Below are 24,656 nucleotides of genomic sequence, written 5' to 3'. Positions count from 1 at the left end.
TGGGGTAAAATGCCGCCTCAATGATCCTGTGCCGGAGTACTTCATGTATCTGCTCGACGATATCGAACAACAACTGGAAGCATGCACGGAGTGGCAGCGTACCCTGTTTGCCGTCTCTATGGCGGAGCGCTTGTTCCCCAACTATGCATTGTTCTCTCGTGTTGCCGAGTTCGGTGATGTCGAGGTGCTGCGTGAAGCCCTGGACAAACTCTGGGATCGCCTCGCTGCACGCCGCAAGGTTGTGCACGTGGAAGAATTACTGGATGCACTGGATGAAGTCACGCCTGACCTGAATGAGTTCGATATGTACGGTGCCCATGCGGCGCTGGATGCCTGCGTGGCAGTCAATATCGCACTGACGACCCTCGACAGCGGTGAAGCCTTTGATGCTGCTTCTGGCGCCCAGGTCGTGCAGGAATGTATCGCCGGGTATGTTGAGTTCACCGCTCCTAACGACGAAATGTCCGATGAAGAGCTGGTACGTCTGATCAACACCCACGAAATGATGCAGCAGCAGGATGACTATGTTGCCTGGCTGCTGGAAGAACTGCGTCAGCATCCTACCCCTAATGCTTCCTGGATTGATGAGATTCGTGAGGCCGCAGAAAACGATGGCTACAGCGCCATCGGGATTTGCGACGAAGAAGAGTAATGGCCGCCCGGCCATTGCTGTTAGGTTTCGCCAGTGAGTCCGGCAATGCCGAGACGCTGGCGAAGCACCTCGCCAGCCTGTTGCTTGAGCAGGGCTGGCCAGAGTCTGAGCTGATCTGCCTTGCCCTGGATGAGCTGACGCAAACCCTCGCGACCAATACCCTTCCTGCTAATGCGCCGCTGATCATCGTGACCAGTACCTATGGCGCTGGCGATATTCCCTTTAATGGTGCGGCCTTTTTCGCTGAGTTGCGGGCAGCTCGCCTGCAGGTTAATGGCCGTCCCTATGCGATTCTGGCGCTGGGAGATCGAGCCTACGAAACCTTCTGTGAGGCCGGGCACAAGCTGGAACGATTGCTGACAGAGCAGGGCGCGCAGGCTATTCAGCCGCTAAAAGAAGCCGATACCCAGTACCAGCCTATTTACAACCAGTGGGTCAGTGAGCTACTGCCCAATCTTGGGCTCGATGTGCCTGAGCATCTGCTGGCATTCCAGCAAACCTATTCGGCCAAGGCGCCGTATCAGGCTCGTCTCAAGCATCAGCACCGCCTGACCCGACCCGGCGCTGATAAAGACGTTCGCCATTATGTGCTGGATATCGAAGGTTCCGGTATCGCCTACCGTAGCGGCGACAGCATGGGCCTGATGCCTGAGAATGACTCGCGCCGGGTGCAGGATATTCTGGAGCTGGCCGGGCTGTCCGGCAATGAGTGGCTGGATCGCGGTGAAGCGGCTGGCCCGGTACGGCTGATGTTGCAGCGTCATATTGAGCTGACCACTCCCGGACAGGGCTTGCTGGAATGGCTGGCGAATGAAACTCAGGAGCCCTGGCTTCTGGGCTTGCTGCAACCCACGCAGTTTCAGGCATTTTGTCAGTTTCAGTTCAAGGAGGATCTGGCCGATGTGCTGCGACGCTTTGCCGATAAAGTGCCGCCGCTGGAGATTCTTGCCCGCCAGAGCGAGCTGTTACCCCGTTACTATTCCCTGAGTGCCAGCCCTGCGGCGCATCCCAATGAGCTGCACCTGACGGTTGCCACGCTGGAATACGAAAAGCATGAGCGGCGGGTGACCGGTACGGCGTCCGGCATGCTGGCCCAGAGTCGACCCGGCGACCGCTTCGGCATATTTCTGCAGCCCAGTCCGCTCTTCTCGCTGCCGGAAAACCCGGACACTGACATCATCATGATTGGCCCCGGTACCGGTATTGCACCGTTTCGCGCCTTCCTGCAGGAGCGACAGCTGCGCCGGGGGAAAGGGCGTAACTGGCTGTTTTTTGGTGAGCGTCATCGCCAGACTCATTTCCTCTATGAAGCGGATCTTCTGCGCTGGCAGGTGATGGGCGTGCTGGATCGACTGGATCTGGCGTTCTCGCGGGATCAGGACTCGCCGATCTATGTGCAGCATCGCATGTTGGAGCAGGCCCGGACCTTCTATGAGTGGCTGGAAAACGGCGCGGTGATTTACCTCTGTGGCGATAAGTCGCGTATGGCGGTGGACGTCGACCGGGCGCTGCGACAGGTACTGATTGAAGGTGGCGGTCTGGATCAGGCGGAAGCAGGCAAGTATCTGCTGCAGATGAGAATGCAAAAGCGCTACCTGCGCGATGTCTACTAAGGCACTGAAAGCGAGAGTGTTTCAGAAATAAAAAGGGCGCATTGAGCGCCCTTTTTTTATAGCCGCTACTCGCGGGGTCAGACTTTAAAGCGTCCGACCCATTGCTTGAGTTCTGCTGCACTCATTTCCAGCTCACGGGTACGGTCAGCGATCTGGCGGATGGAGCGGTCAGATTCATGGCTGATGCTGGCAATGTTGGTGAGATTTCGGCTCATCTCATCCGCCACGGCGCTCTGTTGCTGCGCTGCGGTCGCCACCAGATTGTTCATGTCTTTTATGGTGGTGATGCTACCGGTAATGGCACTGAACTGGCTGCCGGTTTCGTTGGCCTGAGTGACGCTGGTTTCGGCAATCTCAAGGCCGCTCTGCATGGATACCACCGCATCCTGACAGGCCTGGCGCAGGCGGTTGTTCAGCTCGTTGATTTCGTCGGTGGAGGTACGGGTACGCATCGCCAGAGTACGAACCTCATCGGCCACCACGGCAAAGCCACGTCCCTGTTCACCGGCGCGAGCCGCTTCGATGGCCGCATTCAATGCCAGCAGGTTGGTTTGTTCAGAAATGGCGGTGATTTGCTGCAAAATGGAGCCGACCTGTTCGCCGTGTTCTTCCAGCGCACGCACCATTTCAGCGGACTGGCTGATGGTTTCTGCCAGATCGCTAATGTGTTTGATGGTGGTGTTCACCAGCCCATAACCGGTCTGGGTGCGCTTATTCGCTTCCTCGGTTGTGATTGATGTGGACTGGGCATTGTCCGCGACATCCACGGAGGTTGCGGCCATTTCCTGCATAGCGGTCACCAGCTGTGTGGTTTCGCCGTTCTGCTGTTCGATCCCGCGTGAGCCCGCTTCCACCGCTTGTCCCAGCTCTTTACTGGTCTGTTCCAGCTGGTGCGCCTGAGCCCCGAGTGCGGTCATCAGCTCCTGCAGGCCATGCACGGAAGTATTGATGTTGTTACACACCACGCCGATTTCATCTTTGCTCTGGTAATCCAGACGATGGGTCAGGTCACCCTTGGCCATGTACGCCAGCACTTCGCTCACCTGTTGCAGTGGACGGGTGATGGAGCGGGAAATCAGTACGCCGAGATACACCAGAATCAGCAGGCTGATCCCCAGCACGATGAGGTTCAGACGCGCTTCTTTCCAGAACAGGGCATCAACATCATCCAGATAGACGCCGGTGGCCAGCACCCAGCCCCAGGGTTTAAAGAGCTCGCCGTACACCAGTTTGGTAGAGACCCCTTTGCCACTCGGTAGAGGCCAGGTGTACACACTTTCACCATGGCCATCGGCCTTGTTCTGATTAATCAGGTCAGTCAGGAAGGGCTTGCCCTCAGAATCCTTGATGCTGGAAGCAGCTTTACCATTCAGCTTGGGAGCGGGAGGGTCCAGCAGCATGGTGTTATCGCTGATGGAAAGAATATAGACGTAGTTGCCGTTGCCATAGCGAAGCTTGTCGATGGCATCCAGTGCTGCCTGTTTGGCCGCATCCTCACCCATGGAGCTGCTGAGCGTCTGATAGGACGCGACGCTCGCCAGTGCTGTTTGCACCACGTTATGGGTTTGAGTCTGGCGCTCGGCCAGTAGCTGTTCACGCAGTTTCAGCAGTGAAACAGTGGTAGCGCCGATAACGAGAGCCGCCATCAGCACGAGAAGCAGCATGAGTTTCATGCGTACAGTGAGATTCTTTAACACCCCGGTCACAATTTTACTCCTGATTGTTAGGTGTGCAGGCAACGAACGTCCGCGATGAGTTCAACCTGAATCGGTTTAGCGCGGCCTACTGCGGACAAGCCCCTAGATACTGTCCAATCCTATGTTCAGTGGATTCTAACGAAGCAAGTTCCACGCCTGAATGACTTTTACATTGGCTTGACGAATGCCTGTAGAGTCATAAATGGCGGGTGTTTCGGCGTTTACTATTTTTCCTGTCTGCCCCAGAAATGAGCAACGGTAAGGCATTGCGGCGCATCTGTGAGCGACGTTAGCTAAACCCAAAGGGGATAACAGATAAAGCTATTCATATAGATGAAGTGGGCGGCTGGCAGGATTCAGTGGGGAAACATCATGATAAAGCGAGTGCTGCGAGCATCTGACTCAGCCCTAATCCGGCCCTGATGGTTCTCGACAATGGCGCGAGTGATGGCCAGACCTAAGCCCACATGGCTATGATCGCGCTGCTGGGTTCCCGGAGCGCCTCGATAAAAGCGCTCAAAGAGACGGTTAAGCTGCTCTGCTTCAAGAGGCCTCTGGTGCTGATTCTCCACTTCGACGATCACGCCCTCTGCCTGAGTGCGCAGGTGAATCTCGATTCGACCGCCGAGCGGAGTGTAGCGGATAGCGTTGGAGATCAGATTATTAAACGCCCTTTGCAGGAGCTTTGCTTCGCCCGACAAGGTGGCTTCACCTGTCACGGCTAGCTGAATCTGCTGCTCCTCGGCGAGCATGTCGTAGTAATCCATGACCTGTTCAGCGAGCTGACGCAGGTTTATCTGTTTGGACTGAAACAGTTGCAGATGGTTATCGGCCTTGGCCAGGAACAGCATATCGTCAATCAGGCGGCGCATCTGTTCCAGACCTTCAAGGTTTTCATAGAGCGCATCGCTGTACTGAGTAACGTCACGTGGTCTGGAGAGAGTCACTTCCGTGCGGGTTTGTAGCGCGGTCACCGGGGTGCGAAGCTCATGGGCAATCTCTGCGCTGTAACTGCTGAGGCGGTCGAAGTCGTCGTTCAGGCGATGCAGCATGGCATTAAAGGCGCCAGCCAGAGGTCGCAGTTCCGTGGGCATGTCGTTTTCCCGCAGGCTGTGCTGCAACCGACTGGCTGAGACATCCTCCGCCAGCTCTGTCAGTTGGCGCAGGGGGCGAAGGCCAAGACGAACCATCCACCAGCCCAGCAGGCCACTCAGGAGCAGGCATATGCCCAGTCCCAGCCAGAGACCAGTCCTGAACTGGTGAAAGAAGTGCTCATGCACAGTGACATTCTTGATCAGCTCCAGATGCCAGGATTCCGCAAAGCCCGGCGTCATAATGTCGCTGGAAAGCCCGCGGTATTGCTGCTGTGAGTCCTGCCATTGCCACAGCCGGACAGCGGTGTCTGAGGTGTTGGTGTGTCGGGGAATCGCGCTGGTGCCAAGCGAGGCTGAGCTCCAGACAAGTTGGTCGGCATGCCAGAGTCTGGCCTGAATATCGCCGTGATCACCGAGTAGCAGATTCAGTTCATCCTTCAGTGTGGAGACAGAGGTTGTTGCTTTCAGACTGGTGAGCAGGTGAGTCACAGCGGTATTTTTCTGGCGAAGATCTTTCTGATCAAGCTGTACGAAGTGCTGATGGGTGCCCAGATTGAAGGCCAGGCCTGCCAGCAACAGAACGCTACCGACGACCAGCATGAACATCAGACTGAGGCGGGCCGTGAGTGAGTGGGGCTTCACTCTCTGTGCTCCAGGCAGTAACCCATTCCGCGGGCGGTATGAATCAGTTTCACCGTAAACGGATCATCGATCTTGGCGCGCAGCCGCCGGATAGCGACTTCGACCACATTGGTATCGCTGTCAAAATTCATATCCCAGATCTGGGATGCAATCAGGGACTTGGAAAACACCTCACCTTGGCGTCGGAGCAGTAGCTCCAGTAGCGCAAACTCCCGTGCGGTGAGACTAATGCGCTGCCCAGCCCGCTGCACCCGGCGTTTCAGCAGATCCATCTCCAGATCCGCAACCTGCAGATGAGTGGTCACCGCCTGAGGCTGGCCCCGGCGCAGTAACGTTCGAATACGCGCCAGCAGCTCACTGAACGCAAAGGGTTTGATGAGATAGTCATCCGCGCCAAGCTCCAGACCTTTAACACGGTCATCCACACTGTCTCTGGCGGTGAGGAACAGCACGGGCAGAGTTTTTCCCGCACTTCGCAAGGTACGCAGCACCTCCCAGCCACTCAGATCCGGCAGCATGACATCCAGGATAATCAGCTCTGGCGGGTCATTAAGAGCCAGCTGCAGGCCGGTTGCAGCGGACGCTGCCATACTGACACTGAAGCCTTCCTCCATCAGACCTTGCTGGAGGTAGGACGCGATCCGGGGATCATCTTCAATAATCAGTAAACGCATGGGCATATCCTGTGGCGTGGCTGGGCCATTATGCCCTTGGCAGGCTGCAAAAGTGTCAATCTGACAAAAATGTAATGTTGACGTCAGCCTGGGGCAAGGTCGGGTCAGTAAGCTTGAGTCAGACTAATTCGCAGGAGTGGATATGGCGACCTTGACCTGGCAGCGCTGGCTGCGTCGTGTACCTGGCCTTCTGGCTGTAGTGCCGACTCTGGCCCTGAGTGGTACCTATGATCTGACGATTGACCAGCAGACTCTCACTATTGACGGTAAAGCCCAGAAAGCGCTGACCATCAATGGCAGTGTGCCGGGGCCTACCCTGAGATTTCGTGAGGGTGAAGAGGTCACGATCAATGTGACAAACCATCTCAAAGAAGATACCTCCCTGCATTGGCATGGCCTGATTCTGCCTGCTGATCAGGACGGTGTCCCAGGCTTTAGTGGCTTCAAGCCTATTCAGCCAGGCCAGACCTTTACCTACCGCTTCCCTTTGCGCCAGTCCGGAACCTACTGGTATCACAGCCACTCCGGTTTTCAGGAGCAGGATGGTATCTACGGTGCCCTGATTATTGATCCTGCCGGGAAAGACCCGATTGAGGCCGATCGTGACTATGTGGTGATGCTGTCAGACTGGGCGGAGGACAGCGGCGCTACCATTTTCCGTAACCTTAAACGCAAGAGTGATTACTACAATAACCGTCCGGTCACTCTGGGTGATTTCTTTGCTCAAGCCAAGGATCAGGGGTTTGGCAAGGCGCTGGATAACCGTTTGGCCTGGGGCCAAATGCGAATGATGGATTCTGATATTTCTGATGTCTCCAGCGGTTATACCTATCTGATTAATGGCAAATCTGCGGCGGATAACTGGACCGGGCTTTTCCAACCCGGTGAGCGGGTACGACTGCGGTTGATTAACGCCTCTGCCATGAGCTACTTCGATGTGCGGATTCCCGGACTGAAAATGACAGTGGTTCAGGCAGATGGTAATCAGGTCGAGCCTGTCAGCGTTGATGAACTGCGCATAGCGGTGGCGGAAACCTACGATGTGATTGTCGAACCCACGGAAGATAAGGCCTACACCCTGTTTGCTCAGACCGTAAGTCGCGGTGGCTTTGCCCGTGCCACGTTGGCACCCCGAGCGGGCATGACAGCGAAAGTGCCGGACATGAGCCCGGTGCCGGTATTGACGATGGCCGATATGGGGATGTCACACGGTATGGGTCATGGTGCGATGAACCATGGTGATATGGCGATGGATAACATGGCCGGAATGGATCACTCCACCATGGATCATTCCAAGATGAACCACGGTGATATGGCGATGGATAACATGGCGAGTATGGACCACTCCACCATGGATCATTCCAACATGAACCAAGGGGCTGCTTCGCGTTCTCGTGAGTCGGACTATGCTCCCGGTAGCGGGCTGGAGCCCAAGGCGGCGAATGGCGGCATATTTCTGGTTTATGGTGACCTGAAAGCCGTTAAACCCTTTAAGGAATATCGCCAGCCGGATCGTGAAATCGAACTGCGTCTGACGGGCAATATGGAGCGCTACATCTGGTCGATTAACGGTATCAAATACACGGATGCAGAGCCTTTGCACCTGACCCTGGGCGAGCGTGTGCGCATCCGCTTTGTTAATGACACCATGATGATGCACCCCATGCACTTGCATGGGATGTGGATGCAGCTGGACAAGGGCAAGGGCGCCTTTAATCCCCTGAAACATATTGTGAACGTTGCTCCCGGCACGACGCTGACCGTGGATGTTCCGGTGGATGCCGTGGGTGAATGGGCATTCCATTGCCACCTGATGTACCACATGGCCGCTGGCATGTTCCGTAAGATCATTGTCGACCGGCCCGGCACTGCCCCCACCGGCACGCCGGCAATGAACATGAGCCAGTCAGGAGAGAAGCATGTCCACTAAGCCTGCAGTTACGCACTTCGCCCGCTCTTGTCGGCATTTGGCTCCCTGGCTGACTGCCTCCGCTCTGCTGGCCTCCGTTTCACCGGCGATGGCTGATGAGATGATGGGGAGTATGGTTCTCCCATCCTTTACTCTGGATCGTCTTGAGTGGCGTGCAGGTGAGGGCAGTGATGTCTTGGCCTGGGAAAGTGAGCTACGTATCGGCAACGATGAAAATGCGCTGCTGTGGCGCTTCAAGGGTGAGCAGCTGGAAGGCGGTGATACGGAAAAGGCCGAGAACCACCTGCTCTGGCAGCACATGACCAGTGAGTTCTTTAATGTGCATGCCGGACTCCGATATGACCATGAACCCGCGCCACAACGTGCTTACGCAGTACTGGGGCTGGATGGTCTGGCGCCCTACTGGATTGAAACCAATGCGGATCTGTATCTCAGTGATGAAGGTCGTCTGAGTGCCCGGATTGAGCTTGAACATGATCTGGCGCTGACACGCCGCTGGACGCTGCAGCCTGCCCTTGAGATTAATCTCGCCGCAGCGGATGACGAGGCCATTGATCAGGGGGCGGGGCTGACCTCCACTGAATTGGGACTTCGTCTTCACTATGGTGTCACACCAGACATTAGCCCTTATATTGGCGTGCACTGGGAGCAGAAGTACGGCAAGACGGCGAATCTGGCTGAACATCATGGCGAACGCACCGCAACGACCTACGGTGTGATAGGTATTAGTCTGGCATTCTGATACCTGCCACCTGCAGGTTTCTTTCACCTCTGACCAGGAGAACAACGATGATAAAAACGCGCGCTGCGCAGGGCTTTCGCCCTCTGGTACTCGCTGCCGGCATGTTGCTGGCGGGGATGGCTCAGGCTCATATGGCCATGACAGGCTCTCAGCCGGCTGATCAGCAAGTGATGACCTCTGCTCCTGCAGCACTGAGTCTGGATTTCTCCAAAGCGGTGAATCTCATCAGTGTGACCCTGACCGATGCCAGCGGCGAACAGCGTGAGCTTAAGGTCAATCGCAAGGCCCGGGAAACCCATCATGAAGTGAAAGTTCCTACGCTGACTGCCGGTGCCTATCAGGTTAAATGGACCTGCCTCGGTGGTGATGGCCATAAAATGAGCGGCAATTTTGCATTCAGCATTGCTCCTTAACAGGAAATGGACGTAATGACCCTGTGGGAAACAGGCACGTTGCTGATGAAAGGCGGTAGCTACCTTTCGCTCGCGGCTCTCTGTGGAGGGCTACTGGCCTCCGGCTGGTTCGCGACGCGCGCCACTGAGCGCTGGATTCGTGGCTACACTCTGGTGGGTGCGGTCGGCACAGCGTTGTTGGTGTCGCTGCACTTTCTGGTACAGGTGGGCGCGCTGGCAGAAAATGGTCTCCGTGGCATGGTGGACCCGATGTTGGCCTCTTTGCTGTGGGAATCCGGTGTCGGCTCCACTTTCGCATGGCGTGAACTGGCGGCGCTCATGGCTCTGCTGTTGCTGTGTATTCGTACCTTATCGGTCGTCGGCCAACGGCTATTGATGTTGGTGAGCTTTCTGGCAGTAGCAGTATCTTTCAGCCAGAGCGGCCACAGTGCTGAACAAGGGTTGTGGGTGCAGCTGGCATTGGGAACGCATGCCCTGATTGCCTTGCTGTGGATTGGTATGCTGTTGCCTTTATGGCTGCAGCTGCGACGGGAACAGGACGAGCTGGCCAAGCAGCTGCTGACGCGCTTCGGAAAGCTGGCGACGGTGCTGGTTCCTGTCCTGTTACTGGCGGGAGCCTGGGTGGGCTGGCGTCTTGCGGCGGGCAACCTGCCTGCACTCTGGCGTACAGCCTATGGAGAAGGTCTGGCCTTAAAGCTGGTACTGGTCGTAGGGTTACTCTTACTGGCACTGCTGAACCGTAACCTGCTGGTGCCGCGTTTACCGAGTACCCGTGGTTTACTGCTTCGCTCAATTCGTGCGGAGAAGGCTCTGGTACTGGCGATTATTGTCGTCACCTTGGTGATCTCGACACTGATGGGGCCGGAAGTCAGCGAGTAATGACGACCAATGTGCACATCAGCGGCCGGATCAGGTGACAAAGTAGAATCTAATGGGGAAATGCCTGACACCGGATTTCCGCCTCTCGGTTTAGGCCTTAGCATTGCGGTATTCAAACGGCAGTGATTGAGGAGAATGGGAGTGGTGCGTTGGGGTCTCAGTTTGCTGGGCGTTCCGCTATTGAGTGTCATCCTGGTGTATTGCCTGGACTGGCGCGATATCAGTGAGTGTCTGCAACAGGGCAAAGCCTATGACTACGGCACGGGCCAGTGTGTCCAGGGGCTGGTGGTCTTTCGCTCCTTTACCGAACGCCACACCTATCTGATGGAAGCCAGTGCGCTGATGGCGCTGGTCGGCCTGTCACTCTGCGCGTTTGGTCTCTTCCGCCGTTCCTGATTGCCAGCGCGCGATCCGTTGATCTTTTTCCTGCCATAACCCATTAAGCCAGTCCTGTACTGCCCGACGGTAGCTGGCATCCTGCTGATAATTGCCTGCACGAAACTCGGCAGGTACCTCATGTGCTACGACCTGCATTCGCACTTCCTGGACCTGCCCTGAGAGAAACTGCCAGAAGTTCGGAATCCCCTGTGGATAAAACAGCGTGACATCCAGCACGGTACTGATCTGATCGCCCATGGCATTGAGGGTAAAAGCAACGCCGCCGGCTTTGGGACGTAACAGATGCCGATAGGGGGATTGCTGCGCCGCCTGCTTGGCCGGTGTAAAGCGTGTGCCTTCGACATAATTCACCAGCGAGACAGCACGCCCGCGCAGCTTCTCACAAGCACGGCGCGTGGTGGCGAGATCCTCATGGGCGAGGCCGGGGTTGCGTGCAATGGCCTCACGGCTGTGACGGCGCATGAAAGGGTAGTCGAGCGCCCAGCAAGCCAGACCCACAAAGGGAACCCAGATCAGCTGGCGCTTAAGGAAGAAGGTAAAGAAAGGCGCGCGATCCAGCATCAGCTCCACCAGACAGGGAATATCCACCCAGCTTTGGTGATTGCACAGCACCAGCGCCGAACGGTCTGCGTGCAGATGCTCACGACCGTCGATGACCCAGCGCGTCGGCAGCAGAGCCAGCAGGATACGACGATTGATGCGCGCCCAGCTCCGGGCAAAGAAACGGACGCCCACTCCCAATAGGTGTTGTCCGCCCGGGAAAGGCAGCAGTGCCTTGATCAGGCCCAGCAGAATCAGCGGCAGGATACACACCACCGTACAGGCGAGCAGCAGCAGGCTCGTCAGCAATCCTCTGAATAACGGCATCATCTTCAGGGCGTCAATCCTTGTCCCGGGGTGATCGGCTTGCACACTGTATAGCATAGACTGCCGCTGGCATCGTAATGCGCGTTCTACTGACGAATAAGCGCGCCTTGGCGTCATTGCGTCCATCCAAACGGTTTGAGACTGGTAGTTTGAGAGGCTTTCTCATAACGTAAATTTTCCTGATTTTCTGCACGAAGCCGACAGAGCTTTGAGAAAATTTTTAACGAGTCGAGAGCGTTAACGGGTTGATATGGGTTGTAAGGGCTGGATAACAAAGCTCCTGATGACGGCATGCTTGCTGCTGGCGAGCATGGCATCGAGCTATGCGCACACACCGGGTGATGTGCTGATTCCGGCTGACCTGTTCGAACAGGTAACCTCGCCACTGCTGGTGTTTGACCCCAAGAGCGGTCAGATTCTGCGCGCGAATGACAGCGCTATCGCCTTTTATGGCTATGGTCGTGATCTCGAAGGGATGAATATCCAGCAGATCAACATGACCGATCTCAAAACCTCTGCCCGCGAGCGGCAGAAGGCCGAACAGGACAATATCCACTACATCATTGCGCTGCATCGTCTTGCCGACGGCGGCATTCGCACCATGCAGGTCAACTCCTGGCCCTTGTATGTGAAAGGGCGCGAACTGCGCTTTGCCATCGTGCAGGACATTACCGGACGGCCGCTGGAAACCTCGCTTCGCAGTGAGCCGCCGCCCAGTACCGCACTGGATATTCCTACGCAGGACAATTCCGCCACGACGCGTATTATCAACCGCGCGCTGATGGCCATTGTATTGATCCTGACGATCGCGATTGTGGTGTTCTATCGTCGCGCCAGCCTGCAATCGCGCACAGAAAACCGCCTGAATCAGCAAAGCCTGCTGATGGCGAACCTGCTCGACTCCATGCCGGATCTGATTTTCTTCAAGGATCTGGAAGGCAAATACATCGGCTGTAATGAAGCGTTTTGCCGTTTTATGAGCATGGACCGCAAAGACATTGTCGGGGCGATTGATACGGATCTGGTCAATGCCCAAACCGCCAAAATGTATCGACGCAGTGATCTGGAAGTCATCAAGAGTGGCGAAGTCTCCACCCATGAGCAGGAAGTGCGCTCCAAAAGTGGGGTGGATTACCTCTTTGATACCCTGAAAGCGCCGCTTCGCGATATGGACGGCAGCATCGTCGGTATTATCGGCATCAGCCGGGATGTGACCGCCCGCCGCCATACCGAACAGCAGATCGAAAGCCTCGCATTCTTTGATGTGCTGACGCATCTGCCCAACCGTACCCAGTTGCTGAAGAAACTGCAGGAGCTGGCCTCGGGGCTGCGCACGCGCGGCGAATACGGCGCTTTGCTGTTTATCGACCTGGATCACTTCAAGAATATTAATGACGTCTTTGGTCATGCCACCGGCGATGAGTTGCTGCAGGTGATGGCCAACCGTCTGAGCCGCCATTTGCGTCCGCAGGATATGCTGGCGCGTCTCGGCGGCGATGAGTTCGTTATCGTCTACAACGGTTTGGGTGATCATCCCGGTAAGGCCATGGCGGAAGCTGACAGTGCCATCGCCGAGCTGATTCGCCATATTGCTATGCCCGTGTCGTTGCATCATCGGGAGCTGAAAGTCGGCTGCTCCATTGGTTCCGTGCTGTTTGATCAGCAATACGAAGATGTCGGCGAGTTGTTGAAACAGGCAGATATGGCCATGTATCAGGCCAAAGAGCGCGGACGAAACCAGTGTGTGTGGTTTGAGCCAGCGATGCGCGCCAAGGTCGAGCACCGTTTTGCTATTGAGGCCGAGCTGCGTCGTGCCCTGGTTCAGCAGGAGTTACAGCTCTATCTGCAGCCACAATTATCGCTGGCAGAGGACGTCATCGGTTATGAAGTGCTGCTGCGCTGGATGAGCCCCATGCGTGGCATGGTGATGCCGGGTGACTTTATTGATGTGGCCGAAGAAACCGGGCTGATTATTCCCCTTGGCGATTGGGTGCTGGAGGAAAGCTGCCGACTGATGGCGGCTCATCCGGGCCTGAAGCTGGCGGTGAACGTCAGTGCCCTGCAGTTCCTGCATGGCAACTTTGTCCAGCGGGTGGAAACCCTGCTGCGCGACTACGGTATCGCTCAGGATCAGTTGACGCTGGAAGTGACGGAAAGTCTGGTTATCGAGGATTTTGATGCCGTTCGCCTGATCATGCAGCGCCTGCAGATGCAGGGTGTGCGTCTTTCCATTGATGACTTCGGCACCGGTTATTCGTCGCTGGCGTATCTCAAACGTTTGCCGATTAATGAACTCAAGATTGATCGAAGCTTTATTCGTGATTTGCCGGAAGACTCCAGCGATGCCTCACTGGTGGCGCTGATTCTGACCCTGTCTCAGCACATGAACCTGCAGGTGGTGGCTGAAGGCGTGGAGACGGAGGCTCAGGCTGAATTCCTGCGCCGGCATCAGTGTCATCTCTTCCAGGGTTACTACTTCGGCCATCCGCGCCCTGCGGAAAGCTGGCTGGCCGCTGAACCTGCGGCGCATCACGACGCCTGAGTTCAGCGGTAGCAGGTCTCTTCCGTCCTCGTCAGTTACTCTTTGAACGTGAGTACAATCTTGCCGCGGGTCCGGCCTGACTCACTCAGCGTGTGTGCACGGGCGACCTCTTCAAACGGAATCCTGTGCTCCAGCTGGATTTTGAGCTTACGGTCCTGCGTCAGTTCCAGCAGGGATTCCAGCTGATCATGCGAAGGTGCGACTCTGAGGCCAGTGGCCCGGTGGCCTTGCTGCACTACCGCTTCAATCACTTCCTCGGCTGTGCGTGAGGGCAGGGTGACCAGAATGCCGTTATGGCTCAGGCAGCGTGCGGCCTTGGCCCCCGTGCTGCCACCCACGCCATCCAGTACGATATCGGCATCCTGAATCATCTCGGCCACATCGGTGGTGTGATAGTCCACGCAGTGTTTGATGCCCAGGCTTCGCAGGTAATCATGATGAGAGGCGGAGGCCACCGCGATCACTTCGGCACCCGCGGCCAGGGCAATCTGGCAGGCCAGATGACCAACACCACCGGCGGCCGCCAGAATCACCACGCGCATGCCTTCTCGCAGGTGTCCCTGATCATAAAGTGCCTGCCAGGCGGTCAGCCCGGCCAGCGGCAGTGCGGCCGCTTCGGCAAAGCTCAGGTTATCCGGCTTGTGAATCAGGTGCCCGGCAGAGGCGGAAACCTCCTCGGCATAGCAGCGGCCGGGGGAGGGGAAGTTCAGCAGGCCCATGACGGCATCGCCGGGCTGAAAGATCGATACCTCGGCAGAGGCGGAATCCACGACGCCGGACATTTCCCAGCCTAATACCAGTGGCAGCCCTTCAGAGGCCATGGCAGCGCCGCCGCCCTGGCGAGTCTTCCAGTCAATGGGGTTGACCCCCGCTGCGCGGGTATGGACGATGACATTACCGGCTTCCAGCAAGGGCGTCGGTACTTCATCAATCTGCAGGACATCTGTGCCCCCGAAGGCATGTATGCGGATGCTTTTCATGGTATCCCCCTGGATCTCTAAGGTCGTTCCGACAGGTTCCACGTCACTAACGTGGTATCTGCCGCTTGCGAACGGGGAGTTCAAGTCTTCGCCGGCGTTCCTCATGAACTGAACGGGAGGTTCAGCATGCGTGTGGCGGTTTTCGGCAGTAAGCCCTATGACCAGGCTTTTCTCAGCGCGGCCAATCAGGCCCTCGGTGAAGCCGGTCACGATCTTCACTACTTTCATGTCCGTCTCAACCGCGAAACCTGGGAGCTGGCCAAAGGCTTTGAGGCGGTCTGTGTCTTTGTTAACGATGAACTCACCGCGCCGGTGCTGGCCTCTCTGGCCAGTCATGGATTGCGTTTTGTCGCCTTGCGCTGCGCCGGTTTCAATAACGTGGATCTGAAAATGGCGGACCAGCTGGGTATTAGCGTAGTCCGTGTTCCGGCGTATTCGCCAGAGTCAGTGGCAGAACATGCGGTTGGGCTGATGCTGACCCTGAGCCGAAAATATCACCGCGCCTTTCAGCGGGTGCGTGATGGCAATTTCGCGCTGCAGGGGCTGCTTGGTTTTAACTTTCACGGACGCACGGCAGGCCTGATCGGGCTTGGCAAGATTGGCCTTGCCACTGCGCGTATTCTCAAGGGGCTGGGGATGCGGGTGATTGGTTTTGATCAGGTGTTTAGCGAGGCGGCGAAAGCGATTGGCATCGAGCCGGTCAGTCTTGAAACCCTGTATGCCGACAGCGATGTGATTTCCCTGCATTGCCCCCTGACCCGGGACACCTTCCATCTGATTAATGAGTACTCTTTGGCGCAGATGCGTCGCGGCGTGATGCTGATTAACACCAGTCGCGGCGGGTTGATTGATACCGCCGCAGTGATTGCCGCGCTAAAAAGCGAGCAGCTCGGTTATCTGGGGCTGGATGTCTATGAGCAGGAAGGGGATCTCTTCTTTGAGGATCTGTCCGACAAAGTCATCGCTGATGATGCTTTCGAACGCCTGCTGACCTTCCCCAATGTGCTGATTACCGGACATCAGGGCTTCTTCACCGAGGAGGCGCTAGGCAGCATTGCCGAGGTGACTCTGCGAAATCTTGTTCAGCTCGGTCAGGGCGAAGCTTGCCCCAACCTTTTGGGAAGTGATTATTTGGCCTGACCCTGCTACAACTTTTCTGATACCCCGACGCAGGCTGCGCTGGTTCACCCTGCGTCGGGTAAAAGGCATCGCTGAAAATAACACTAACAACAGCTTCGCCCTGATGGGTGAGTGGGGATGACGATGATTGGGATTCTGGAACCGGTGTTTCTGGTCAGTGGCCTGGTGATGATACTCATGGGCTTCAGTCTTTATGGCCGCCGAACCGGAGATTGGCGCTCACTGGTTTATTTCTGGCGGCCTACCATCGCCTTTTCTGCCGGGGAATATGTACTCTATCGGTTAGGGATCACCGTCATGGTGATCGGGCTATTTGCCAGATTGTATAACCATCTCGGTTTTTAAAATTACCTGAGGCGTTACGTCGTATCAGGTACAGGGAGCGGATTTCCCGCAGTCAATGAGGTTCGAATGGCAGAAGTACGTTTGCTGGTAGTGGATGATGCCAGTTTTATCCGGGATTTGGTCAAGCGCGTGGTACGCACCAAGTTGCCAGGTATTGAGGTGCACGAAGCGGCTCATGGTAAACAGGCATTGCAGCTGCTGAATAAAACGGCCTTCGATATCATTCTCTGTGACTGGGAAATGCCGGAAATGACCGGATTGGATGTACTCAAATGGGTACGCGCTCAGGAAAGCTATAAAGCGGTGCCCTTTATCATGGTCACCAGTCGTATTGATAAGGAGTACGTGGTTGAGGCAGTGCAAAGCGGGGTGTCTGACTATATCGGCAAACCCTTTAGCAATGAGCAATTGCTGAACAAGCTGGCCAAAGTCCTTTCCAAGAAATATGACCTCAAGGCGCTGGCGCAACGCCCGGGTGGCGGAGCGGCTGCTCCTGCCGCGATGAGTGGCAGCCAGAGTGCGTTATTGGGAGCGAAAGCGGCACCGGCGGCCAAACCCCAGGGCGTCGCGGCAGAGTCCGTGAGCGTTTTGACAGGCGGTACTGCGGCGGCCAAGGGCACGGGCAAAAAGGTGGCGGCTAGTCAGGCGCCTAAAGGACTCGCACAGCTTCGACTGCCGGATGGTTCGACCCTGCGCTGCATGATCAAAGACATCAATCTGCAGGAAGCGCTGTTGGTGATTAAGGTCGAGGAGCGTAATCCCGGCGTGCTGGAACAGGCCGTGGTGGATATTGAGCAGGAAGGTGGTCAGCAGGTGGCGCGGGTGAATGGCTTTGTCTATTCGGTGCAGGCCGCTGAGCGCAGCATCGAAAGCACCTTCCTCAGCGTCAAAATCGTCTTTGTGGATAACGACCCTGATAAGTTTGAAGCCCTTTCCCGTTTTGTTGCGCAGATTCGCTAGAGCGGTATTACCCTGAACCGGCGCGCTAGCGTGCGCGCCACTCCTCTTTCATCAGGCCGTAGATGTCATGATCCACGATGATATTGCCCAGCTTCTCCGCGTGGCGGATACGGCCCTCGTGCAGAAAACCAGCTCGCTCAATCACCCGACGGCTGGCGGCGTTGTCTGAGGCCACCCGGATCTCCAGACGCACCAGCTGCCATTCCTCGAACGCCAGTCGCATCATTTTTTCCAGCGCCCGCCGCATAATGCCTTTGCCCGTGCAATCTTCACTCAGCCAGTAACCCACGCGTCCGGTCTCGATACGCCAGTCAATTTGCTGCAGGTGAATACCGCCGGCCAGTTGTCCCCGATAGATAATGCACAGCGGCATCAGCTCACGCTCTGCCAGCAGGTGAAGCTGCTGGCGGATCATGTTGAGGGCATCATCCGGGCTTTTGATTTCCGGTGGCCAGGCCAGCCAGCGTTCAAGCCAGGGCCGCTGGGCATCGACAATGGAGAAGATCGGCTCGGCCATGTCCGGACTGCAAAGACACAGGCTGATTTCTTCATCGACTTCCAGACGCAGCATAGGGCTCTCCTTGGCAGTGATTTTCCGCTTGAGTGGGCTGTCCTGTTCCTAACGAGTCACACGGTAAATCGCAACTTCCCCAAGCAGGTTCGGGAAGTAACGTGCTGCCCAGTTATCCCGATGCTCCGAGTCCACTACGGTGCGGTCAAGAATGCTGATGCCGCGTTCCCGGCAGAGCTGTTCAAAGTCACGGAAGGTACAGAAGTGGATGTTAGGCGTGTCGTACCATTCAAAGGGCAGGAACTTCGATACCGGCATCCGGCCGCGGCGGGCGAGGTGGAAACGGTTACGCCAGTGTCCAAAGTTGGGGAAGGTGATGATGCATTCACGACCGACGCGCAGCATCTCTTCCAGTGCCGAGTCCGGGCGATGCAGTGTCTGTAGCGCCTGGCTCATGAGGACGGTATCGAACGCCTGGTCGCGGAAGTTACCCAGGCCTTTGTCGAGGTTTTGCTCCAGCACGCAGACATTGCGCTCAAGGCACTGGCGGATGTTATCGGCATCAATTTCCAGACCGTAGCCGCGCACGCCCTTGTGGGTTTGCAGCCAGGCCAGTAGCTGGCCATCGCCACAGCCAAGGTCAAGGACACGAGTATTGGGGCGAACCCAGTGCTGGATCAGATCAAGATCAGGACGTAACATCTCAGTGCTCCTTGACTGCGGACGAGCTGTGGGCAAAACCGGTGTCAGCCACACGTTTCAGATAGGTATCCATCAGCTCCATGTAACGCGGGATCGGCAGCAGGAAGGCATCATGGCCCTGAGGAGCATCAATTTCTGCGTAGCTCACGTCTTTGTCAGCGACCACCAGGGCATCGACAATTTCACGGGAGCGGGCAGGGGAGAAGCGCCAGTCGGTGGTGAAGGACATGAGCATAAACTTGCAGCGTGCCTGATCCAGCGCCTGGGCCAGATCATCGTTATGCTCGGAGGCCGGATCAAAATAGTCGAGGGCTTTGGTCATCAGCAGATAGGAGTTGGCATCAAAGGCGGTGGAGAACTGCTCGCCCTGATAGTGCAGATAGCTTTCCACCTGAAAGTCCACGTCGAACTCAAAAGACAGCTTGCCGGTCTTCAGCTCGCGGCCAAACTTCTCGCGCATGGCTTCATCCGACAAATAGGTAATGTGGCCAACCATACGTGCCAGCATTAAACCGACCTTGGGATAGGAACCAAGCTGGGCATAGCGGCCCTGGTGAAATTCCGGGTCTTTACTGATCGCCTGACGGGCCACTTCATTAAAGGCGATATTCTGTGCCGAGAGCTTGGGAGCGGAAGCAATGATCATGGCGTGAGCCAGACGCTCCGGATAGCGAATACTCCACTGCAACGCCTGCATACCGCCAAGACTGCCGCCAATGACCACTGCCCAGCGTCTGATACCAAGACGATCAGCCAGACGGGCCTGAGTATCCACCCAGTCCTGAACGGTGACGACGGGGAAATCCGGGCCATACGCCTGACCGGTACCGGGATTGATGCTGGTCGGGCCGGTGCTGCCGTGGCAGCCGCCAAGGTTATTCAGGCCAACGATAAAGAACTTGTTGGTATCGATAGGCTTGCCAGGGCCAACGGCGCTGTCCCACCAACCGGGCTTGCGATCATTGGCATCGTGATAACCCGCCACATGATGGTGCCCTGAGAGAGCATGGCAGATCAGGATTGCGTTGGAGGCGTCGTCATTGAGCGTGCCGTAGGTTTCCACCATCAGCTGGTAGTTTTCCAGCGTGCGGCCGCAGCTAAGGGTCAGCGGCTCATCGAAAACCAGACATTGAGGGGTGACCAGTCCTACGCTGTCCGCAGGAAAAGTCGGTTGGGCATCATGGCTCATGGTGTTTCACGTCCTCTGGCTTCATTCCGGGCGCCTGCCGGCACCTGAGCCGTCAGACGTAACAGGTCAGGAGCGCATCATCATTTCCAGGGCGGCAGGAATGGTCGCAGGTGCAGCAATGCGCACACGCTTGTGACGATTCAGCTCGCCTGACACAATCGAAACAGACCGCTTGGGTACGCCAAAGGCGCTGGCAAGAAAGGCGACCAGATGCTGGTTCGCCTTCCCTTCCACCGGCGGTGCGGTAATACGGACTTTCAGGGCATCGCCGTGCAAGCCGGCAAATTCATCCTTGCTGGCCTTGGGCTGCAGATGACAGGTCAGTACCAGATCATCCTTGTCCTGTTGCCACCAGCTCATGCTTATCGTACCAAGCCCATATAGGGCACGCTGTGCACCAGGAAGGATTGCACCAGCTGGATGACTAGAAACACAAGAATGGGTGACAGATCAAGACCACCGAGCGGTGGAATCACCCGACGGCAGAGGCCGTAAACAGGCTCAGTAATCTGGAAGACCAGACGCGCCGCAGGATGATCTGCCTGTGGCGCTACCCAGCTCAGGATGACCGAGATCACCATGGCCCAGAAGTAAATATCCAACAGGGCATAAAGCACACCCGCCGCCGCGGCCAGAATCAGCAGCGGCAAATCGTTGAGCGCCTGTGCGCCACCGGCGAGGTAGACCACGATAACCGCGACCAGCAAGTAGACGATAAAGGCCAGAATCAGCGAGGCGACATCCAGTCCACCCATGCCAGGCACCAGTCGGCGAATGGGCGCCAGCACTGGCTGTGTGGCTTTTACCACCGCCTGTGACAGGGGGTTATAGAAGTCGGCACGGGACATCTGAAGAATAAAGCGCAGCAGCACGATAAAGACGTACAGGCTGCCCAGGGTTTTGACGATCAGAATGACCGGATCACTCATGGGAGTCCTCGTTAGCTACAGCAGGAGTACTGAGTTCAGCCGCCAGTTCGCGGCCACGGTCAGCACAGGCAGTCATGGCGGATAAGGTTAACTCATGCAAGCCACCCTGTTCAAAGGTCAGAACAGCTCTTTCCGTTGTGCCCTTGGGTGACATGACACGGCGTTTCAGTTCATCCGGCGCAAGGCCGCTTTCTTTGGCCATGCGGGCGGCACCCAGTGCGGTCTGTACGGTCAGCGTAAGTGACTGCTCAGCACTAAGCCCAAGGGCTTCACCGGCTTTGGCCATGGCCTCCATGAACATGAAGTAATAGGCCGGGCCACTGCCGGAGACAGCAGTGACAGCGTTGATCAAATCTTCATCGGCCACCCAGGTAGTGATACCGATGGCATTCATGATCTTTTCTGCCAGAACACGATGCAGGTCACTGGTGTATTCGTTGGCGAACAGGCCGCTGGCACCCACACCCAGAGAGGAAGGAGTGTTGGGCATGCAGCGAACGATCGGCAGTTCTTCATCAAGCCACTCGCCGATAGTATCGACACCAATACCTGCGGCCACAGAGATAATCAGCGGCTTATGGTCCAGTTGACCGGCCAGCTCACGACAGACGGTTTCCAGCACCTGAGGTTTCACGCCCAGCACAACAACCTGTGCTTCACGTACTGCTTCCACATTACTGGTGGCGACACGAATACCGAGAGCATCTTTCAGGTTCAGCAGTTTGGCGGGAGTTCGGCCGCTGGCGAGGATGAAATCACTGGGATAGCCATTGGCAACCAGTCCACCCATGATCGCGCCGGACATATTGCCCGCGCCGATGAATGCCAGAGTCGCTTGCGACATGTGTCTTTCCTTCTCTAGGGCGGCGGTGGCCGCAACAGGTGAATCGTAGGATGAATTAGTGATTGCTGTAATCGCGACGTCCGAAGATGGCGGTTCCTATCCGAACCCAGGTGGCGCCTTCCGCAATGGCGGCTTCCATATCGCCGCTCATTCCCATCGACAGGGTATCGCCAGCTGGCAGCACAGAAAGTAGTCCAGCTAACTGATGGAAAGGTTCGCGCTGGGCCGCTTCGTCTTCGGCGGGAGCGGGAATACACATCAGGCCGCGCAGACGCAGGCGGGGCAACTGGCTGATTGCTTCAACCAGTGAAGGCAGTTCTGCAGGAGAAATACCGGATTTACTGTCCTCACCGCTGACATTGACCTGAATGCAGATGTTCAGTGGCGGTAGGTCATCAGGGCGCTGGTCATTCAGGCGCTGAGCGATTTTCAGACGATCGACGCTGTGGACCCAATCAAAATGACTGGCGACTTCGCGGGTCTTGTTAGACTGCAGCGGGCCGATGAAATGCCAGTCGATGTCGAGATCCGACAGCGCCTGCACTTTTTCAATCCCTTCCTGCACATAGTTTTCACCAAAACTGCGCTGACCTGCGGCATAGGCGGCACGCACATCATCGGCGGGTTTGGTCTTGCTGACGGCCAAGAGTCTGACACTGTCGTGATTGCGACCTGCTTTGGCCACTGCCGCCTCGATCTGGCGGTACACTTGCGCGATGTTTTCAGCAATACTCATGAATCTACCTGTAATTCTACCGGCGCAAAGCCCGTATTATTGCCCGTGCCACCCAGCAAAGAAAAGTGACTGAGATGGATATTACCGAGCTGCTGTCATTCAGTGTGAACCAGAACGCTTCCGACCTGCATCTGTCGGCCGGTCAGCCACCCCTCATTCGTGTGGATGGCGAGATTCGCCGTATCAAGATGGACCCGCTGGACAACAAGCTGGTGCTGGATCTGGTCTACTCCATCATGAATGACGCCCAGCGTAATGTCTTTGAACAGGAGCTGGAGGCGGACTTTTCTTTCGAGCTGCCCAACCTGGCGCGCTTCAGGGTCAACGTTTTTAACCAGAACCGCGGCTGTGCGGCGGTTTTTCGTACCATCCCCAGTAAAGTGCTGTCGATGGAACAGTTGGGGCTGGGTCCCATCTTTCGCAAGTTATCCGAACGCCCACGCGGCCTGGTGCTGATCACCGGCCCGACCGGCTCCGGTAAAAGTACCACGATGGCGGCGATGATCGACTACGTAAACGAGAACTTCCATCACCATATCCTCACCATTGAGGACCCGGTGGAGTTTGTCTACGAGCCGAAAAAGAGCCTGATTAACCAGCGTGAAATGGCACGTGATACCCACAGCTTCTCTAACGCTTTGCGCGCCGCTCTTCGTGAAGACCCGGATATCATTCTGGTGGGTGAGATGCGAGATCTGGAGACGATTCGACTGGCGTTGACGGCAGCCGAAACCGGTCACCTGGTGTTCGGCAGCTTGCACACCAACTCTGCCTCCAAAACCATCGACCGTATCATCGACGTATTCCCCGCTGCCGAGAAGTCGATGGCGCGCTCCATGCTTTCCGAATCGCTGGAAGGTGTTGTGAGCCAGACCCTGATTAAGCGTAAAGGCGGCGGTCGAGTTGCCGCTCATGAAATCATGGTAGGTACGCCTGCGATCCGAAACCTGATTCGTGAAGACAAGATTGCGCAGATGTATTCGGTGATCCAGTCCGGCGCGAGTCTGGGCATGAAAACCATGGACCAGTCACTCGGTGAGCTGGTGGCCAAAGGGCTGATCACGAAAGAGGACGCTCGCGTGAAAGCCAAAAGCCCGGATTCCTTCAACTAGGATTCTTGCTGCAAACAGTACAAAAAAGCCCGCGATGGACTTACTCCTCGCGGGCTTTTTTATTTGGTGGCTGACGCTCTAGGGGCACTGAGGTCGATAGCCGCGGGAGCGCTGCTGCCAGTGCTGGCGGTGTGGTGACATGCAGAGTAATACCGCAGGAGGTCGGCGTTTGACCTGTGAGCCGGGGGCTTGTGGCTCGACGGGTTCAGGCAACGCAGGGGCGGACTCCGACGGCTGGCCAGTATTGCCTGTGGCGCTATCCAGCCAGCTTAATAGTTGAGTTGTCGACATTTGACGGAAACCCTCTTTACGTAGCTCAGGCAATCGTTCTCCCAGCACTTTCAGGGTTTCCGGATACGGATGGCCAATGGCAATCGCATAGCCGTGGCGCTTGGCCAGTGTCGCCGCACGCTCAAGCTGACCGGCGATGGCTTTCAGGGACTTGTCATCATCGAGGAACACATCACGCTGCAGCCAGGGTACCTGGTGCTGAAAAGCACTGGCTGTGGCTACCGTCGCTGCGGTGGTCCGGCTATCAAGGAAGTAGAGTTTGCGGGGCTTCAGGATTTCCATCACCCAGTTCATGCGCTCACGGTCTTCCGTTAATGCGCTGCCCATATGGTTGTTGACACCATCCACCGGCGGCAAGTCGGCAAGGTCCTGCTCAAGGGTCTGCTGCAGCTCTTCACGGTTCTGTTTGAGTGTTAGACCACCTGGGCCCAGCGGGTAATGATGCTGGTTGGCCATCGGCGCATGCAGTAACAAGCCACTTCCCTGCGCACGTGCGGCTTTTGCCAGCTCAACGGCGTGGGGTGTCTGCGGTAAAAAAGCAAAAGTCATCGGGCCGGGAAGCGCTAGCGCCTGTTTGCCGTAGTCAAGATTCTGACCGATATCATCAATGATCAGCACCAGTACCGGCTTGGACGGATCGGCATCCGCGGGAAGGGGCCTGGGCCAGGCGGGGGCGTCAGCCGGGGCTTTTCCTGCGGCCAGCGCAAGGCAGGGAATCAGGGCAGCTGTAGCGGCTACCCGACCCAGAAAGTGACGAAATGTCATGGGAATAT

The 24,656-nt window shown here is 56.6% G+C and carries 25 protein-coding genes; 12 read left to right on the top strand and 13 right to left on the bottom strand.

Going from position 1 to position 24,656, the window contains the following annotated elements; genetic code table 11:
• Window positions 1–43 precede the first annotated feature (43 nt).
• Entirely contained in the window at window positions 44–652 is a 609-nt protein-coding gene (locus ACKC9G_RS09175; RefSeq protein ID WP_411404648.1) for a DUF416 family protein, read from the top strand.
• Window positions 652–2,265: a sulfite reductase flavoprotein subunit alpha gene (locus ACKC9G_RS09170; protein WP_411404647.1), complete on the top strand. Its 1,614-nt coding sequence runs from the start codon at window positions 652–654 to the stop codon at window positions 2,263–2,265. Before ACKC9G_RS09175 ends, ACKC9G_RS09170 begins: the two co-directional genes overlap by 1 nt.
• A gap of 77 nt (window positions 2,266–2,342) precedes the next feature.
• On the opposite strand, the gene ACKC9G_RS09165 is transcribed toward ACKC9G_RS09170, so the two are convergent.
• The 3 genes from ACKC9G_RS09165 to ACKC9G_RS09155 form a co-directional block, all read right to left on the bottom strand.
• Window positions 2,343–3,971 carry a methyl-accepting chemotaxis protein gene (locus ACKC9G_RS09165; RefSeq protein ID WP_411404646.1) on the bottom strand — a complete coding sequence of 543 codons (1,629 nt, stop codon included), beginning with the start codon at window positions 3,969–3,971 and terminating at the stop codon, window positions 2,343–2,345.
• A 347-nt stretch (window positions 3,972–4,318) separates the two neighbouring features.
• Entirely contained in the window at window positions 4,319–5,698 is a 1,380-nt protein-coding gene (locus ACKC9G_RS09160; RefSeq protein ID WP_411404645.1) for a heavy metal sensor histidine kinase, read from the bottom strand.
• On the bottom strand, window positions 5,695–6,372 hold the full coding sequence (locus tag ACKC9G_RS09155) for a heavy metal response regulator transcription factor (RefSeq protein WP_411404644.1): 678 nt from the start codon (window positions 6,370–6,372) through the stop codon (window positions 5,695–5,697). Before ACKC9G_RS09155 ends, ACKC9G_RS09160 begins: the two co-directional genes overlap by 4 nt.
• A gap of 142 nt (window positions 6,373–6,514) precedes the next feature.
• Here ACKC9G_RS09155 and ACKC9G_RS09150 point away from each other — a divergent pair, with 142 nt between their 5' ends.
• From ACKC9G_RS09150 to ACKC9G_RS09130, 5 genes are all read left to right on the top strand, one after another.
• Window positions 6,515–8,302, top strand: a complete 1,788-nt coding sequence (locus ACKC9G_RS09150; protein ID WP_411404643.1) for a copper resistance system multicopper oxidase — start codon at window positions 6,515–6,517, stop codon at window positions 8,300–8,302.
• Entirely contained in the window at window positions 8,292–9,044 is a 753-nt protein-coding gene (locus tag ACKC9G_RS09145; protein ID WP_411404642.1) for a copper resistance protein B, read from the top strand. Before ACKC9G_RS09150 ends, ACKC9G_RS09145 begins: the two co-directional genes overlap by 11 nt.
• A gap of 47 nt (window positions 9,045–9,091) precedes the next feature.
• Window positions 9,092–9,457 (top strand): copper resistance protein CopC, encoded by a 366-nt coding sequence (locus ACKC9G_RS09140; RefSeq protein ID WP_411404641.1) that lies wholly within the window; start codon window positions 9,092–9,094, stop codon window positions 9,455–9,457.
• 15 nt (window positions 9,458–9,472) lie between these two features.
• Window positions 9,473–10,336, top strand: a complete 864-nt coding sequence (locus ACKC9G_RS09135; RefSeq protein WP_411404640.1) for a CopD family protein — start codon at window positions 9,473–9,475, stop codon at window positions 10,334–10,336.
• 141 nt (window positions 10,337–10,477) lie between these two features.
• On the top strand, window positions 10,478–10,732 hold the full coding sequence (locus ACKC9G_RS09130) for a hypothetical protein (RefSeq protein WP_411404639.1): 255 nt from the start codon (window positions 10,478–10,480) through the stop codon (window positions 10,730–10,732).
• Here the strand turns inward: ACKC9G_RS09130 and ACKC9G_RS09125 are convergent.
• A complete protein-coding gene (locus tag ACKC9G_RS09125; protein ID WP_411404638.1) occupies window positions 10,697–11,605 on the bottom strand; it encodes an acyltransferase in 909 nt (302 codons plus the stop codon). The two genes, ACKC9G_RS09130 and ACKC9G_RS09125, sit on opposite strands and share 36 nt — an antisense overlap.
• A gap of 280 nt (window positions 11,606–11,885) precedes the next feature.
• Between ACKC9G_RS09125 and ACKC9G_RS09120 the strand changes: the two genes are divergently transcribed.
• Window positions 11,886–14,144 carry an EAL domain-containing protein gene (locus ACKC9G_RS09120; RefSeq protein WP_411404637.1) on the top strand — a complete coding sequence of 753 codons (2,259 nt, stop codon included), beginning with the start codon at window positions 11,886–11,888 and terminating at the stop codon, window positions 14,142–14,144.
• A gap of 35 nt (window positions 14,145–14,179) precedes the next feature.
• Here the strand turns inward: ACKC9G_RS09120 and ACKC9G_RS09115 are convergent, their stop codons facing one another.
• A complete protein-coding gene (locus tag ACKC9G_RS09115) occupies window positions 14,180–15,124 on the bottom strand; it encodes an NADP-dependent oxidoreductase (protein ID WP_411404636.1) in 945 nt (314 codons plus the stop codon).
• A gap of 126 nt (window positions 15,125–15,250) precedes the next feature.
• Here ACKC9G_RS09115 and ACKC9G_RS09110 point away from each other — a divergent pair, with 126 nt between their 5' ends.
• From ACKC9G_RS09110 to ACKC9G_RS09100, 3 genes are all read left to right on the top strand, one after another.
• Window positions 15,251–16,264 carry a 2-hydroxyacid dehydrogenase gene (locus ACKC9G_RS09110; protein ID WP_411404635.1) on the top strand — a complete coding sequence of 338 codons (1,014 nt, stop codon included), beginning with the start codon at window positions 15,251–15,253 and terminating at the stop codon, window positions 16,262–16,264.
• A gap of 117 nt (window positions 16,265–16,381) precedes the next feature.
• Entirely contained in the window at window positions 16,382–16,609 is a 228-nt protein-coding gene (locus ACKC9G_RS09105) for a hypothetical protein (protein ID WP_411404634.1), read from the top strand.
• Between the two features lie 66 nt (window positions 16,610–16,675).
• Entirely contained in the window at window positions 16,676–17,569 is an 894-nt protein-coding gene (locus ACKC9G_RS09100; RefSeq protein WP_411404633.1) for a response regulator, read from the top strand.
• A gap of 25 nt (window positions 17,570–17,594) precedes the next feature.
• Here the strand turns inward: ACKC9G_RS09100 and ACKC9G_RS09095 are convergent, their stop codons facing one another.
• From ACKC9G_RS09095 to ACKC9G_RS09065, 7 genes are all read right to left on the bottom strand, one after another.
• A complete protein-coding gene (locus ACKC9G_RS09095) occupies window positions 17,595–18,140 on the bottom strand; it encodes a GNAT family N-acetyltransferase (protein ID WP_411404632.1) in 546 nt (181 codons plus the stop codon).
• A gap of 48 nt (window positions 18,141–18,188) precedes the next feature.
• Entirely contained in the window at window positions 18,189–18,782 is a 594-nt protein-coding gene (gene metW, locus ACKC9G_RS09090; protein ID WP_411404631.1) for a methionine biosynthesis protein MetW, read from the bottom strand.
• Window position 18,783: 1 nt separating this feature from the next.
• Window positions 18,784–19,971: a homoserine O-succinyltransferase MetX gene (metX, locus tag ACKC9G_RS09085; protein WP_411404630.1), complete on the bottom strand. Its 1,188-nt coding sequence runs from the start codon at window positions 19,969–19,971 to the stop codon at window positions 18,784–18,786.
• Between the two features lie 66 nt (window positions 19,972–20,037).
• Window positions 20,038–20,331, bottom strand: coding sequence for a DUF167 family protein (locus ACKC9G_RS09080; RefSeq protein WP_411404629.1), 294 nt, complete (start codon window positions 20,329–20,331; stop codon window positions 20,038–20,040).
• Window positions 20,332–20,333: 2 nt separating this feature from the next.
• Window positions 20,334–20,900, bottom strand: coding sequence for a YggT family protein (locus ACKC9G_RS09075; protein WP_411404628.1), 567 nt, complete (start codon window positions 20,898–20,900; stop codon window positions 20,334–20,336).
• Window positions 20,893–21,744 carry a pyrroline-5-carboxylate reductase gene (gene proC, locus ACKC9G_RS09070; RefSeq protein WP_411404627.1) on the bottom strand — a complete coding sequence of 284 codons (852 nt, stop codon included), beginning with the start codon at window positions 21,742–21,744 and terminating at the stop codon, window positions 20,893–20,895. The genes ACKC9G_RS09075 and proC overlap by 8 nt, the downstream gene beginning before the upstream one ends.
• A 55-nt stretch (window positions 21,745–21,799) precedes the next feature.
• The gene (locus ACKC9G_RS09065) at window positions 21,800–22,480 is read right to left on the bottom strand and encodes a YggS family pyridoxal phosphate-dependent enzyme (protein WP_411404626.1); all 681 of its coding nucleotides are present in this window, start codon (window positions 22,478–22,480) and stop codon (window positions 21,800–21,802) included.
• 74 nt (window positions 22,481–22,554) lie between these two features.
• Here ACKC9G_RS09065 and ACKC9G_RS09060 point away from each other — a divergent pair, with 74 nt between their 5' ends.
• Window positions 22,555–23,592 (top strand): type IV pilus twitching motility protein PilT, encoded by a 1,038-nt coding sequence (locus ACKC9G_RS09060; RefSeq protein ID WP_411404625.1) that lies wholly within the window; start codon window positions 22,555–22,557, stop codon window positions 23,590–23,592.
• Window positions 23,593–23,670: 78 nt separating this feature from the next.
• Here ACKC9G_RS09060 and ACKC9G_RS09055 read toward each other — a convergent pair whose 3' ends face one another.
• Window positions 23,671–24,648, bottom strand: a complete 978-nt coding sequence (locus tag ACKC9G_RS09055) for a divergent polysaccharide deacetylase family protein (protein ID WP_411404624.1) — start codon at window positions 24,646–24,648, stop codon at window positions 23,671–23,673.
• Window positions 24,649–24,656: the final 8 nt, after the last annotated feature.

Origin of the sequence: Pokkaliibacter sp. CJK22405, assembly GCF_046614695.1 — a bacterium.
Classification (GTDB): Bacteria; Pseudomonadota; Gammaproteobacteria; order Pseudomonadales; family Balneatricaceae; genus Pokkaliibacter.
Note: the sequence above shows the minus strand (reverse complement) of the source record. Positions and strands in the feature narration are given on the sequence as shown.

Bases quoted from the DNA above. Each gene is read 5' to 3' on its own strand.
- ACKC9G_RS09175 (WP_411404648.1), top strand. From the start codon at position 44: ATGTATCTGCTCGACGATATCGAACAACAACTGGAAGCATGCACGGAG.
- ACKC9G_RS09170 (WP_411404647.1), top strand. From the start codon at position 652: ATGGCCGCCCGGCCATTGCTGTTAGGTTTCGCCAGTGAGTCCGGCAAT.
- ACKC9G_RS09155 (WP_411404644.1), bottom strand. From the start codon at position 6,372: ATGCGTTTACTGATTATTGAAGATGATCCCCGGATCGCGTCCTACCTC.
- ACKC9G_RS09150 (WP_411404643.1), top strand. From the start codon at position 6,515: ATGGCGACCTTGACCTGGCAGCGCTGGCTGCGTCGTGTACCTGGCCTT.
- ACKC9G_RS09145 (WP_411404642.1), top strand. From the start codon at position 8,292: ATGTCCACTAAGCCTGCAGTTACGCACTTCGCCCGCTCTTGTCGGCAT.
- ACKC9G_RS09140 (WP_411404641.1), top strand. From the start codon at position 9,092: ATGATAAAAACGCGCGCTGCGCAGGGCTTTCGCCCTCTGGTACTCGCT.
- ACKC9G_RS09135 (WP_411404640.1), top strand. From the start codon at position 9,473: ATGACCCTGTGGGAAACAGGCACGTTGCTGATGAAAGGCGGTAGCTAC.
- ACKC9G_RS09125 (WP_411404638.1), bottom strand. From the start codon at position 11,605: ATGATGCCGTTATTCAGAGGATTGCTGACGAGCCTGCTGCTGCTCGCC.
- ACKC9G_RS09120 (WP_411404637.1), top strand. From the start codon at position 11,886: ATGACGGCATGCTTGCTGCTGGCGAGCATGGCATCGAGCTATGCGCAC.
- ACKC9G_RS09115 (WP_411404636.1), bottom strand. From the start codon at position 15,124: ATGAAAAGCATCCGCATACATGCCTTCGGGGGCACAGATGTCCTGCAG.
- ACKC9G_RS09110 (WP_411404635.1), top strand. From the start codon at position 15,251: ATGCGTGTGGCGGTTTTCGGCAGTAAGCCCTATGACCAGGCTTTTCTC.
- ACKC9G_RS09105 (WP_411404634.1), top strand. From the start codon at position 16,382: ATGACGATGATTGGGATTCTGGAACCGGTGTTTCTGGTCAGTGGCCTG.
- ACKC9G_RS09100 (WP_411404633.1), top strand. From the start codon at position 16,676: ATGGCAGAAGTACGTTTGCTGGTAGTGGATGATGCCAGTTTTATCCGG.
- ACKC9G_RS09095 (WP_411404632.1), bottom strand. From the start codon at position 18,140: ATGCTGCGTCTGGAAGTCGATGAAGAAATCAGCCTGTGTCTTTGCAGT.
- metW (WP_411404631.1), bottom strand. From the start codon at position 18,782: ATGTTACGTCCTGATCTTGATCTGATCCAGCACTGGGTTCGCCCCAAT.
- metX (WP_411404630.1), bottom strand. From the start codon at position 19,971: ATGAGCCATGATGCCCAACCGACTTTTCCTGCGGACAGCGTAGGACTG.
- ACKC9G_RS09080 (WP_411404629.1), bottom strand. From the start codon at position 20,331: ATGAGCTGGTGGCAACAGGACAAGGATGATCTGGTACTGACCTGTCAT.
- ACKC9G_RS09075 (WP_411404628.1), bottom strand. From the start codon at position 20,900: ATGAGTGATCCGGTCATTCTGATCGTCAAAACCCTGGGCAGCCTGTAC.
- proC (WP_411404627.1), bottom strand. From the start codon at position 21,744: ATGTCGCAAGCGACTCTGGCATTCATCGGCGCGGGCAATATGTCCGGC.
- ACKC9G_RS09065 (WP_411404626.1), bottom strand. From the start codon at position 22,480: ATGAGTATTGCTGAAAACATCGCGCAAGTGTACCGCCAGATCGAGGCG.
- ACKC9G_RS09060 (WP_411404625.1), top strand. From the start codon at position 22,555: ATGGATATTACCGAGCTGCTGTCATTCAGTGTGAACCAGAACGCTTCC.
- ACKC9G_RS09055 (WP_411404624.1), bottom strand. From the start codon at position 24,648: ATGACATTTCGTCACTTTCTGGGTCGGGTAGCCGCTACAGCTGCCCTG.